Below are 12,631 nucleotides of genomic sequence, written 5' to 3' on the forward strand. Positions count from 1 at the left end.
GTTCCCCTCCCCCGGCATAAGCCAGTTCGGCGACGCTGCAATAACCCAAAGGTTAAGTTTCACTTGAGACTTTACACGGTGACACGCCGGGAACTTCCGGGACATTTGTTTTTACGCCTACACACGCAAAAGACCCCGCCCCCGCGGCAGGCGGGAACGGGGCTGACAGAAAGTGCTGCAGACTACCAGGCGTTCATCACATTCAGGATGCGCGGCTTGGTTGCCACCAGCTGGGAGCCGAACTGGTCCCAGTTGTGCAGACCGGTCGGCGTGAACACGGCCGTGTGCTTCACACCGGTCACGTTCGCCTTCGCGCTCCACAGGCGCGTAGTGAAGCTGGCGACCTGCTCGAGCGCGATACCGGCGGCGCGGTGCTCCGGCTTGTACTTCGCATCAGCCGGGCCAGGCGTACCGCTACCCGCGGAGACGTAGACGTCGCGCCCGCGCAGGTTGCCCATGTTCAGGAACGGGTCGTTCTCGTAACGACGCGGGTTGAAGATGGAGCCCCACATCGCGTTGAGGTTGTACAGGCCGCCGTCGAGAAGCGCGATGCGCAGGGCGGTCTGCCCACCCGGGATCGTGGTGGTGAGGTACCCGGAGAACGACAGGGTCTGGCGGAACTGCTGCGGGTGCAGCGCAGCCAGGTTGATCGCGGCGGTGCCACCCATGGACAGGCCCACGATCGAGTTATTGGTGGGCGAGACGCCGAAGTGGCGCTGCAGGTAGGCCGGCAGCTCCTTCGACAGGAAGGTGTCCCACTTGTAGGTCACCGGGTGGTTGAAGTCGTACGTGGCCGGCGCGTTCCAGTCCGTGTAGAAGGAGGACTGGCCGCCCACCGGCATGACCAGCGTGATGTTGTTGTCCTTGAACAGGCGAGCCGCGTTGACGTCATTGACCCAGGCGTTGGTGCGCTCGGTGGCGCGCAGGCCGTCGAGCAGGTACAGGCCAGCGTTGCCGCCGCGCTGGGCGGGCTGGATCTGCACAGTGATGTGGCGGCCCATCGCGGGCGACCACACGGTGCATCGCTGCACCCAGTACTTCACCCGATCCCACTCGCAGTGGCCGGTGGAATCCGGGCGCAACCAGTCACGGTTGCCTGCCTGCGCCTGCGGTGCCGCGACCACCGTGGTGATCGCGGTGAGCAGCGCCATGAGCAGCGCGAGCAGGCTCCGCTTCGTTTTGGATGCGGACATGACTCTCCCAACGTCGATGTTGATTCTCAGCTTTTGGTTACAGCAACGTTACCAAGTCGAGATGGGAAGGGCCATTTAATTGCGCGGCCAGGCGATCTGTGTGCCCGAAAGCCCAGGGTCTTCGCCCTTTTCGATCGCTTTCAGCGTGTCGTCATCAAGGTAGACCGATGGATCCGCATCCAACTGAAGCGAGCGACCGTCTCCCAGCGAATATTTCACATTCTCCCAGAAACGGTGGCGGCTCATCGGCTCGCGCGAGCTAGCAAGCAGTGCCGAGATCTCCTCGGAGCGCAGCGCGGCGCGCGCCTGCCGCGCCTCTTCACGGTCCACGCCCTTGGGCATCGAGTCGATCTTGGTAGCCGAGTCAGCCACCTGCCACTCCAGGTGCAGGTACTTATCGTGCCCGATGCGCCCCTCCGGGTCGCGCGGCATGCGGCCTGCCAGCGGAGTCGCTAGGCCGACGGTGTCCAGCACGCGCATCTCCAGCGGCGCGTTCATGCTCGTCATGCCTAAGTTGGTCAAGTACGCGGTCATCGGCAGATCAGCCAAGTCGCTGCCCGCAAGCTCGTCCGCATCCATTCGCGGGCGCCAGTACCAGTTGAAGCGCTCCGGGTCTTTTTCCACCAGGGCAATGTTGAGCTGGCCGGCGTTGTGCTCCATGCCGGACTCAACCGTGGGGACCCAGTTCTGCATGAGCTTGGAGCCCAAGAAATCCGTGGCATAGAGCGGCGGGTCGGCCGGGCTGTTGCCGGTGGCGTAGGACCAGAACTCGCGCTCGTCGACAATATTGAGCTCTTTTTCGCCGCGATCATAGGCAAACCAGTCGATGGGGTGCGCGCGTACGACGGTCACCGTCGCCCACACCACGATCGCCGTGGCCACCGCGGCCGTGACCCGGGTAAAGGGAATCGCCATCACGGGCAGCAGTAGCGCGAACAGCGGGAAGAGCCACATCCGCCCGTGCATGAAATCGCCGCCCACGCGCAGCACGTACAGGATGTGCACGAGCGCGCAGCCGCTAGTCAAAAGGACGATGGCCAGCCTGCGTCCCCGCTCCTGTCGCAGCAGCCACACCGCTACCGCAGCCACGGCGATGACCGGCAGCCACAGCCAGTAGTAGCCAACAAAGTCCACAAAGTAGTTCCAGCCGCGGGCCCACTCGGAATCCGAGGCAGACTTGGCCACCGCGGTGTGCGGGGTGAGCAACCCGTAGTAGCCCATGCGGAAAATTTGGTAAGCGGCGGGCACGGGCAGCGCCGCCCCGAGAATCCCCAGCGTCTTCTTCGGGCTGTACGCCAGCAGGACGATGCCGGTGACCCCGCCGTAGAGCGCCAGCTCCGGGCGCACCAGCCAAGACAACCCGCACCAAAACGCCAGCCAGTAGCCGGGGATCGGCTTCGCCCGCTTGCCCTGCGGGCTGGCCCAGTGCACCAGCAGCACCCACCACACCGCGATCCAGCTTAAGCTTAAGCCCCACTCCAGGCCGGAGGTGGCGAAGTCGCGGGCGGGCGGAAGCGCGAGATAGACGATGATGCCGAAGGGGATAACGGGCGCGACCTGCTGTACCTGCCAGAACTTGCCCGCCCCGTAGGTGGCGCACACGGCGGCGACAACCGTGCAGGCGAGCGCAAGCCACATCGCCACGCTCTCCAGCCGGGCTCCGGTAAGCCAGCCGAAGGCAGCAATCAGGTACTGCCACAGCGTGGAGGTATTCGCTTCGACCCGCTCGCCGACGTTAAAAACTGGTCCGTTGCCGGCAAGCAGGTTGCGCACCGTACGCAGCACGATGAGCCCGTCGTCGGACATCCAGCGCCGGGTGTAGCCACCCCAAAACGCGAAGATGCCCGCAATTGCCGCTGCGACGAGCAGGGAAAGGCGGGCCTGTTTATTCATTCCAGCGATACTACTAAGCCAGCGCTGGAATGACGTAAACAGCCATGACGATGCACAGGATCCACGCGAGCGCGAGCAGCTGCAGCACGCGGTCCTCCAGCGCGATCTCGTCCGGCGCGCCACCCTGGCCGCCGTCGACTTCCGCAGCGTAGCGCAGGATAGCGATGACGAAGGGCACCATGGAAATCTGGTACCAGATCGCGGCCGGGCCGTCGGTGGCATTCGAGAGCTGGAAGCCCCACAGCGCGTAGCTCATCACCACGGCCGTGGCCGAAAGGGTCCAGACAAAGCGCAGGTAAGTAGCGGTGTAGCCCTCCAGCGCCTTGCGGATCTTCGCGCCAGTTTCCTGTGCCAGCAGCATCTCGGCGTAGCGCTTACCCGAGGCCATAAACAGCGAGCCGAAGGCCGCGACCAGCAGGAACCACTGCGACAGATCGATGTTGGCGGCCACGCCGCCGGCCATGGTGCGCAGCATGAAGCCAGACGACACCAGCGCGATATCGATCACCGGGATGTGCTTCCAGCCGAAGCAGTACCCCAGCTGCAGGGCGATGTAGATGCCGATGACCAGGGCGAGCGCCGGGCCGTCGGTGGCAAGGAAGGACAGGCCAATCGCACCGACGATGAGCGCCACCGCCATGCCGAAGGCCAGCTTGATCGGCAGCATGCCCGAGGCGATCGGGCGGAAACGCTTCGTGGGATGCTCCCGGTCGGACTCCACATCCAGGGCGTCGTTGACCAGGTAGATGGAGGACGCACCGAGGCAGAAGACGATGAAGGCGAGCGCGACGTCGAGAAGCGTCTGGCCATTAAAGTTACCGGCGGCGAGCGGCGCGGCGAGCACCAGGACGTTCTTGACCCACTGCTTCGGCCGCAGGCCCTTGATCATCGCATCCGGCAGGTTCTTCGGGGGCTGGCGCTTCGTGCTGATATCCACCCCGGAGGTGTGCGGCTCCGGCTTAAACAGCGGCTCGTCGTACACCTTATCTGTGCCCTGCTGGCTCTCGGTCATCGAGTTTTCCTTTCCGCCTCAACTACAACCCTGGCCACTACCGCACCAAGCGCGGCACCCGCCAGCGTGTCCGTAGGGTAATGCACCCCGAGCACGTTACGCGAACACATCATCACCGGCACGAGCAGCCACGGCCACTTCTTCCCCGTAATATCCGCCAGGTGCACCGCCGCCGCGGCCGTGTTCGTGGCGTGCGAGGAGGGGAAGGACAGCTGCGAGGGTGTCTTCACGCCGATCTTGATACCGGCGTCATGCGGGCGCGGCCTGCGCACGATGCGCTTGAGCACCACGCTCGCCGCGTGCGCGCAGAAGGTGCCCACGCCGAGCGCGAGCCACTTGCGCCGATTTTTGCTTGTCGACGCCGCGCCCACCGCCGCAACACCCATCCAGCCCAAGTCATGCTCGCCGAAGTGGCTCAGCGTACGGGCCGCCTTGACGGTGGCCGGGGCGTAGACGCGGTTCTGCAGGGCGATCAGTGCTTTCGCCTCGCGGGTATCGAGTGCTGGAAAAGGACTACTGGGCATCGAAAATCTTCCCCCACTCCTCGTGGCTGGTCAGACGCGGCAGCGCCGCGCGGTATTCCTTCTGCAGCTCAGGCCAGCGCTGCTTGATCTCCGCCTGCAGCTCCTTCGTCTGCTTCAGCAGGGCGTCGCTGGTTGCTTTGTCGCGCTTACGGAAGGCCACGCCAGTGCCACCCGCGGTAGAGACGGTGGCCGAATCGACGCGCGCCAGCGTGTACCAGCGGGCTTCTTCTGCAGTGAGGTTGAGCTGCGGGGCGTCCCAATGCGCGCGGTCCTCGGCGCGCAGCTGGTGGCGCAGTGCCTTGAACGCCCACGGCAGTTTCTTCACCTTGGCCAGTCGCCCACCAATGTTCTTGGTCGGCACGCCCGGCGCGCCGGTGGGCGCGGGCAGCTCGGAGGCGGAAGCGACGACCTTGGCGTCCGGGTACTGCTGGCGGACCTTCTGGATGCGCGGCAGGGAGGACTCCAGGACGTCGAAAAGCTGGTCGGGGCCCTTGAGGAAGTCCTTCATCGCCTCGACCTGAATGGCCATGGTGGAGTACTCCATGCACATGATGTGCTTGTAGGTGGACTTCAGCATGTTGCGCAGGATGCCGTCGGCGGCGTCCGGGCCGTACATCGCGGCGACGATGAGGCGGTTGCGCAGGTGGAAGTACGCCTGCCAATCAATCGCGTCATCCTTATCTGCCCAGGCCATGTGCCAGATCGCCACGCCCGGCCACGTCACCGTGGGGTAGCCGGCCTCCTTGGCGCGCAGTGCGTACTCGGTGTCGTCCCACTTGATAAACAGCGGCAGCGGCAGGCCGAGCTGCTCGGCCACGGCGCGGGGGAAGAGGTTCATCCACCAGCCGTTGTAGTCCACATCGATGCGGCGGTGCAGCGCGCGCGAAGTGGTCTTGCGCGGGTCCAGTTCCTCCTGCTCGGTGCCGACGTAGCCGAGTGGGTACTTGGAAAAGTCGTGGTCGTAGACCGCGTGCTCGGCCGCGCCCCACATGAAGGTGGCGCGGTCCACGGCTTCGCCGGTCGTGCGCAGCTGCGCGCGGTCCTGCAGGTTGAGCATCTGGCCACCGACCAGGATCGGGGTGCGCGCATAGCGGGCTGCCTGTACTGCGCGGAGGATGGAGTCAGGCTCGATCGCAATGTCGTCGTCCATGTAGAGGATGTACGGGGCGTCCGTATTATTCAGCCCCTCGTACATGATGCGGCTGTAGCCGCCCGAGCCGCCCAGGTTGCCCTGGGAGAAGATGCGCAGCTTGTCGCCGAGTGCCGCCTGCGCCTCGGCGAAGTCCGGCTCGTCCGCCGGGTGCTGGTTGCCCTGGTCCGGCATGAGCACGTGGCTGATGTGCGCTTCGACCTCCGGGTCCTCCGCCAGCGCGTGCAGTGCGTTGACCGCATCGCGGGGGCGGTTGAAGGTGGGGATGCCCACGGCGACCTGCTTGGGCTGGGGTGGCAGCGACGTGCCGTCGTGAAGCTTCTGCGCCTCCGGGGCCCGATCGGCGCACCATGCTGCGTTCGTGATGGTGGTCTCGGTCTCCGCGGTCACGTCGAACCAGATCCAGCCGCCGTCCTCGAAGTTCTTCAGCTCCAGCGGGATCTCCACGTGCTCGTCAGCGACCTCGACGTTCTTGACGCTGATGCGCACGCCGTCGTGCTTGGAGCGGTAGAGCGAAATGGTGGCCGCGCCCTGCACATCCATGGCGAGCACCACCCGGTCCAGCTGGGACCAGCGACGCCAGTAGGAGGCCGGGAAGGCGTTGAAGTACGTCTCGAAGCTGACCTCCTGCCCCTCCGGCACCGTCAGGCTCGTCCGGTCGGCCCACCGCAGGCGCTGCTTATTCTGCTCCGCTTCGATCAGATAGAGCGAGCGCACGTCGTGCGGCTCCCCCTTGCGCGGCATGAGCACGCGCGCCAGCGTCTCCACGGCAATCTGCGTATCCAAGAGGTCTCACTTCCAATGTCGGTGTACTGGATGCACTTTCAAGACAGTTCCACCCCAGCGTAATGGCTTGGAGCCCAATTGCCTCGCGCGGCTCGCGCGGCGGCGGGGTTTTCAGGCGGGAATACAGGACCGGTTGCGCAGCGCCGGAATAGTAACAGTAGTAAGAATAGTAAGAATAGTAACGAGTAAAAACGAGGTGCCTCATGCCACAGCTGCCGCGACGCCCCCGCAACCCGTACACCGCCACCATGGGCAAAACCCCTCCCGTTGTGGCGGGCCGCGACTCCTACGTCCAGGACTTCGCCGAGGCGCTTTACGACGGCCCCGGCACCCACGAGCGGATTTCCATCGTCACCGGCCCGCGTGGCATTGGCAAGACCGTACTCCTCAACGAGTTCGAGGAGGCCGCACGGCAACAGTCTTGGATTGTGATCTCGGAAACCACCACCGAGCATTTCAACGAGCGCATCCGCGACACGTTGCTCCGGAAGATGCGAGAAGCACAGCCGGATAATGCCCGGCTTGGCAGTATCAATCTCCCCTTCGGCTGGGGCGGCCTGAGCTTCGATCGTACCGCCGACCAAGCCCCGCCTCCCTCGCTGCGGTCCACGCTGGAGGAGTGCTTTGCGCTTCTAGAGCAGATGGATCAGCAGCGCGGCCAGGCACCCACCGGCATCCTCATCACGCTGGATGAGCTGCATTACGCGTATATGAGCGACATCATTGAGTTCGGCACAACAATGCAGCACATGATCCGCGAAGACCGCGAAATCGCCGTCGCGATGGCGGGCATCCCTGGCGCAGTGAAGCCCCTGCTCGCTGCAAACGAGGGACGCAATCCGGTCACCTTCCTTCGCCGCGCGAATCGGATCGAGATGGGGCTCGTGCCGCTTGCCGACGTCGCTGACGCCCTCGAAGCTCCCGCTCGCGAAGTGGATATCGCGTGGACCCCAGAGGCGCTCGCGCTCGGTACCGAAGCGACTGGCGGCTACCCGTTTATGATCCAGCTCGTCGGGCAACACGCGTTCCGCAGCGCACACGAGGGCATTATCGACGAATCGGCAGTGCGTGCGGGCATCGTCACCGCCCGCCGTAAGCTTGGCGAGCTCGTGCACGAGCCGTCCTTAGCTGATCTCTCCGATGTCGACCGCACGTTCTTGACCGCCATGTCGCAAGACGACGGCCCGTCGCGTATGGCAGACATCGCCGAGCGAATGGGCGTGGATACCCAGTATGCAGGCACGTACAGGAGGCGCCTCATCGAAGCCGAGATGATCCGGCCGACCGGGCGTGGCTTTGTGGATTATGAGCTCCCCTATATCCGGGAGTATCTCCGCGACCACCCGGCGGCTGATGCAATGGAGCAGCTGTCCTTTCCCCCAGAAAACCACAAGGCCTAGCGCTGCCCACTAGACTGTCCGCATGACGATTTTGCACTCTGTAGACTTTGGCCCCCGCGACGCCCAGCCGGTGGTGTTCCTCGGCTCCATCGCCTCGACCACCGATATGTGGCTGCCGCAGCTGGATTCCCTGTCCAAGGACTTCCGTGTCATCGCCATCGACCACCCCGGCCACGGCCAGTCCCCCGACCCGCAGGCACTGCCGGGCGAGACCACCATCAACGACCTGGCCAACAACGTGCTCGACACCCTGGATGTGCTCGGGGTCGACGAGTTCGCCATCGTCGGGCTCTCCCTCGGCGGGGCGATCGCACAGTACCTCACCGCGACCAGCGGGCGAGTGACCAAGGCGGTCTTCATGTGCACCGCTCCCTACTTCGGTGGCCCGGACAAGTGGGTGCCGCGCGCGGAAGAAACCCGCGCCGAGGGCATGGAAACCCGCGCGCGCGGCGCGATCGAGCTGTGGCTCACGCCTGAGTACCGCGCCAGCCACCCCGCACTTACCGACGCGCTGACCAGGATGATCCTGTCCACCCGCGGCGAGGGCTACGCCGTCGGCGCCGATGCCCTGGCCGGGTGGGACTACACCGAGGAGCTTGGCAACATCACCGTGCCAGTGCTCACTATCTCCGGCGCGGTCGACCCCTCCACCCCGCCCGAGGTGGTCCACGCGATTGCGGAGCACGTCGGCGGCGAGGCGGAGTCCATCACCCTCAGCTCCGGCGGGCACGTCCCCACCGTGGAGGTGCCGGAGGAAGTCACGCGCGCGCTGCGTACCTTCCTCTCGGCTTAGGAACAGAGGAAGGGTATTAGTCGAAGCCTCGGAACAAATGGTTCCGGGGCTTCGCTTACCCCGGAACCAACGGGGCGTCTAGCAATTATGGTTCCGTACTCAGTTTCAACGACCCGCTAGTCCCGTCGAGAATCGTTTAGTGTACGGCTACTCTTTCTCATGGAGATAAGCAGCGCCGGGAAGGCGACTTCCACTTTCCACAAAGCTCAGATGCGTTGCCTTGCGTTCATCACTCTGGTTTCCTTCATTCTCCGCCGCACCGAAAAGCTCATCTTCCTTGACTGGATCGACTCCGCGACGTTGCTGCCACTTCGCGATGAAAGCAACAAGGAACGGAGTAAGGAACGTAGTAACAACTACTGCAGTTGCCACTTGAGCAGTAGCTTCGCCAACGATTGACTGGTAGGCGGGGTCAATTTGCGCAATAGCTGCCGGAGTTGCAATAGCATTTCCTGCCACTGCTGATTCGGCAGCTCCACCGACCAAGTTTCGAGTTTCTTTGGGGTGTCGCTTAACTCGATGCCACAGGTAGATCGCGCCAATGGTGGCACTACCGGAAAACAGGAGAACCACGAATCCCAGGAATACGCCCGCCAAACCGGAGCGAATCAGTTCACCAAAATCAATCCCTGCGCCGATCGCAAAGCCCGCGAAAGGGATAATGAGCTGCTCGCCTGGCTTCAGAAACTCTCGAGCCAGAGTAGAGGTGTTTCCGAGAACGAATCCAATTACTAACGGAAGAATCGCTGCGACTAGTGACTGCACAGGAAAATCTGCCAATCCCGCAGCACCAAGCGCAATCATCGTCAAGAATGGTCCGTCATTTATTGAAAGAACCGAAATGGCTCCCTTATCGGTTTTCGAGCCAAACTGCGAAGTAAGCGCTACGTAAAGTGAGCCGCTCGAATTCGACATTGCTGCCACTACGGCCAGCGGGAGCAGCCCCCACAATGTGCCATCGGGAGTAAGAAACGCGATCCCGAGTCCAACAGCGACGGCAACGGCGAGCTTTGCCACCAGCAAGACAGCCCCTTTCTCCAACGAAGGAACTGCCGATTTGATATTGATCTGAGAGCCTACTGCAACGAAAAACAGCGCAATCAGCACCGTTGTCCCATCGCGGAAAAGAGCCGTGGTAAAACTACCAATCTCAAGAGCTTCACCGGCAAATGTATTTGTCAACGCTCCGGCGAGTAGCGGCACCACCATTAGGGCACCGGGGATTTTCCCAATTTTTCTCAATAATGTATCCACAATGGTTCTCCAGTTTCAGTTGTCTAATGACGAACTACATTTTCTTCCTGCTACCTAAATTGATTTCGATACTGCTGATTGGTTGGACTGTCCTTCGTCCTTCTGCAGGGGAGCATCCTCACTGGCCGCCGCTCCCAATTTCAACGACGGATTCGCGAAGTAAAGAGCCACTTAGAAATTGAGCTCAGGTGCGGAACCCGATGTACAGATTCCGCACCCCTGACTTATCAGTGAGATCTAATGCGCCCAAGTCCATCGCAGATCACCCGACTACGCGAAGGACCTGGCACTCAAAAATCATTGCCGCGTGAAGTGCTCGATCTTGTCCCAGTCCGGCTCGAGCCCGAGTCCCGGACCTTCGGGCAGGCGCACCACGCCATCGGAGTAGTCCAGCTGCTCGGTGGTGTAGCTCTCCTTGAGTAGCAGCGGGCCAAAGAGCTCCGAGCCGAAGGTGATCTCCGGGGTTGTGCAGGCAAAGTGCAGCGAGGCGGCGGTGCCGAACGGCCCCTCGAGTGAGGTCGCGCCGTGGCAGGCCAGGCCTGCTGCGCCTGCGATGGCCGCGGCTTTCTTCGATTCCAGCAGGCCGCCGAGCTTGGTGGTCTTGATCGCCACGACGTCGGCAGCTTTCGCCTGCACGACCGCGAGCGCATCGGCCGGGGAGCAGACGGACTCGTCCGCCATCACGGGCACGCCGATGCGAGTGGTCAGCTCTCGCAGCGTGTCCAGCTCGTGGGCTGGGGTGGGCTGTTCGAAGAGTTCCACGCCGGCGTCGGCAAGCCGCGGGAGGTAGCGCAGCGCGGTGAGGCGGTCCCAGCGCGCGTTGACGTCGATACGCAGGCCCACCTCCTTGCCGGAGTTACGCAGCTCGGCGGCGAGGCTGGCGATGCGACGGGTATCCCGATCCGGGTCGCCGGCCCCCATCTTCAGTTTGAAGGATCGCGTGCCCATAGTCTCCATGCGCTCGGTGATCTCCGCGACAGCCTCCTCGAGCGGGAGCACGCCGAGCGCCCAGGTCAGGTCGATCTCGTCGCGGACGCGCCCGCCGAGCAGGTCGCGCACCGGGACGTCGAGCGCTCGCGCCCAGGCGTCGTGCATGGCGACGTCGCAAGCGGCCTTGGCAAAGCGCATGTTGGCCACTACGGCCTCGAAGTCCTGCATGATACCGGCGAGCTCGTTGACCTGGCGGCCCACCATGACGGGCGCGAGGTAGCGCTCGACGATCACCTGCATGGTTTCGGCGGATTCGCCACCCCACCATGGGCCACCGGGGACCACACCCTCGCCGTAGCCGGTCACGCCTCCGGAAAGATGCACACTGACCAGCAGGATCGGCTGCGCGGTGGCGGTGTAGGTGGCAAAACCGTGGGGACGGAAGAGAGGGACGTCGAGAAGGCGGGTTTCCACGCGTTCGATGCGCAGATCAGCATCAGTATTCATAGTTGTCACGCTGTTGTCCTTATATATGTTGTGGGGCAGAGTACGGGTCAAGGCCCCACGCCAATGTATGGCGGGGGCCTTCATCCAGGTAAGGAAGCGACGAAACTAGCTTGTGACTAGCTCTTGTCCAGTGCGAAGTTGTAGGTGACCTCGTCCAGACCGGACTCGCCCGGCGTCGGATCCAAGATCAGCTCCGGCTTCACAGCGGTTGCCACGTCGTTGTCCACGTAGTCGCCACCACGGAAGTACAGCTGCGTGGTGATCTCACGGAAACCAGGCTGCTTGACACGCAGGTGCAGGTGCGCCGGACGCCACGGGTGACCACCATAGGACGCGATGAACCAACCAGTCGGGCCATCGTGCGGAATCATGTACGGCGCAGGCTTGACCGTGGTGATCTCGTACTCGCCATTCTCATTGGTCACGATCGTGCCGCGCAGGTTCCACTCCGGAATCCCCGGCGCGTACTGGGAGTAGTAACCCTCCTCATCCGCGTGCCACAGCTCCACGGTCGCACCACCGAGGCCGTTGCCGTCGACATCGGTGACCTGGCCTTTAAAGATCAGCTGCTCGGACTGCTTGTCAGACTCACGCATCGGCATGGTGGTCTTCCACGGCAGCTCCGGGGCATCCGGGACGTAGTACGGGCCCTCAATCGAGCCCTTGGTGCCGGTGTAGTCGTGGCGGTTGTAGTTGATCTCCTCGATCTCGTGCTCAACGAACACGTCGAGCCACAGCGGCCACTCGCCGTACTCGCCGACCTTGATCATCCAGTCCTTGAGCACGCGGTACTCGTCATAGGTCACCTGGTGCTTGTGCGCGACATCAGCAATCGCCTTGAGCAGATCCGTGTAGATCTCGTTCGCGCGCTCCTTGGACGTATCCGACTTGTAGATGTGGTTCTGGAACGCAGCAGTCGCCGCGTTACCCGAACCCTTCGCGGTCGGGTCTTCGTGCTGCAGGTTTGCCTCGGTCATGGTTCCTCCTTGGTAGGGCGTGAATCCTGATTGAGTGAGTGGCACCACTCGGTGAAGCCAAGTGTGTTGCATCACACCGGCAAACACAAGGAGTTTTTGCAAATGCAGGCACCACAAAACACCACTTGGCGCACCTACCAGCACAAACATCATGCGCCCCTAGGTAAGAGCTAGGTTCTCCCCTAGGGGTAAGGGGTAGATCCATTCCACAA

At 63.1% G+C, this 12,631-nt stretch carries 10 protein-coding genes; 2 read left to right on the top strand and 8 right to left on the bottom strand.

The window, feature by feature from the left end:
• Positions 1–182: 182 nt before the first annotated feature.
• The 5 genes from HMPREF2550_RS02700 to HMPREF2550_RS02720 all read right to left on the bottom strand — a co-directional run bounded on the left by HMPREF2550_RS02700 (position 183) and on the right by HMPREF2550_RS02720 (position 6,558).
• Positions 183–1,193 (bottom strand): alpha/beta hydrolase, encoded by a 1,011-nt coding sequence (locus HMPREF2550_RS02700; protein WP_070762269.1) that lies wholly within the window; start codon positions 1,191–1,193, stop codon positions 183–185.
• A gap of 75 nt (positions 1,194–1,268) precedes the next feature.
• On the bottom strand, positions 1,269–3,086 hold the full coding sequence (locus HMPREF2550_RS02705) for an arabinofuranosyltransferase AftB family protein (protein ID WP_070789545.1): 1,818 nt from the start codon (positions 3,084–3,086) through the stop codon (positions 1,269–1,271).
• Between the two features lie 13 nt (positions 3,087–3,099).
• Positions 3,100–4,098, bottom strand: a complete 999-nt coding sequence (locus HMPREF2550_RS02710) for a decaprenyl-phosphate phosphoribosyltransferase (RefSeq protein ID WP_070789547.1) — start codon at positions 4,096–4,098, stop codon at positions 3,100–3,102.
• The gene (locus tag HMPREF2550_RS02715; protein ID WP_070762266.1) at positions 4,095–4,622 is read right to left on the bottom strand and encodes a phosphatase PAP2 family protein; all 528 of its coding nucleotides are present in this window, start codon (positions 4,620–4,622) and stop codon (positions 4,095–4,097) included. Before HMPREF2550_RS02715 ends, HMPREF2550_RS02710 begins: the two co-directional genes overlap by 4 nt.
• A complete protein-coding gene (locus HMPREF2550_RS02720; protein ID WP_256380810.1) occupies positions 4,612–6,558 on the bottom strand; it encodes a glycosyltransferase in 1,947 nt (648 codons plus the stop codon). The genes HMPREF2550_RS02715 and HMPREF2550_RS02720 overlap by 11 nt, the downstream gene beginning before the upstream one ends.
• A 203-nt stretch (positions 6,559–6,761) precedes the next feature.
• On the opposite strand from HMPREF2550_RS02720, the gene HMPREF2550_RS02725 reads away from it, so the two are divergent.
• Positions 6,762–7,958, top strand: coding sequence for an ATP-binding protein (locus HMPREF2550_RS02725; protein ID WP_083319745.1), 1,197 nt, complete (start codon positions 6,762–6,764; stop codon positions 7,956–7,958).
• 22 nt (positions 7,959–7,980) lie between these two features.
• A complete protein-coding gene (locus tag HMPREF2550_RS02730; RefSeq protein ID WP_070789549.1) occupies positions 7,981–8,751 on the top strand; it encodes an alpha/beta fold hydrolase in 771 nt (256 codons plus the stop codon).
• A gap of 147 nt (positions 8,752–8,898) precedes the next feature.
• Here the strand turns inward: HMPREF2550_RS02730 and HMPREF2550_RS11775 are convergent, their stop codons facing one another.
• The 3 genes from HMPREF2550_RS11775 to catA form a co-directional block, all read right to left on the bottom strand.
• The gene (locus tag HMPREF2550_RS11775) at positions 8,899–10,005 is read right to left on the bottom strand and encodes a 2-keto-3-deoxygluconate permease (protein ID WP_210399945.1); all 1,107 of its coding nucleotides are present in this window, start codon (positions 10,003–10,005) and stop codon (positions 8,899–8,901) included.
• A 297-nt stretch (positions 10,006–10,302) separates the two neighbouring features.
• Positions 10,303–11,442, bottom strand: a complete 1,140-nt coding sequence (locus HMPREF2550_RS02740; protein ID WP_070789553.1) for a muconate/chloromuconate family cycloisomerase — start codon at positions 11,440–11,442, stop codon at positions 10,303–10,305.
• A 116-nt stretch (positions 11,443–11,558) separates the two neighbouring features.
• On the bottom strand, positions 11,559–12,419 hold the full coding sequence (catA, locus tag HMPREF2550_RS02745; protein WP_070789555.1) for a catechol 1,2-dioxygenase: 861 nt from the start codon (positions 12,417–12,419) through the stop codon (positions 11,559–11,561).
• Between the last annotated feature and the right edge of the window lie 212 nt (positions 12,420–12,631).

Source organism: Corynebacterium sp. HMSC074A01, from assembly GCF_001831515.1.
Taxonomy (GTDB): Bacteria; Actinomycetota; Actinomycetes; order Mycobacteriales; family Mycobacteriaceae; genus Corynebacterium.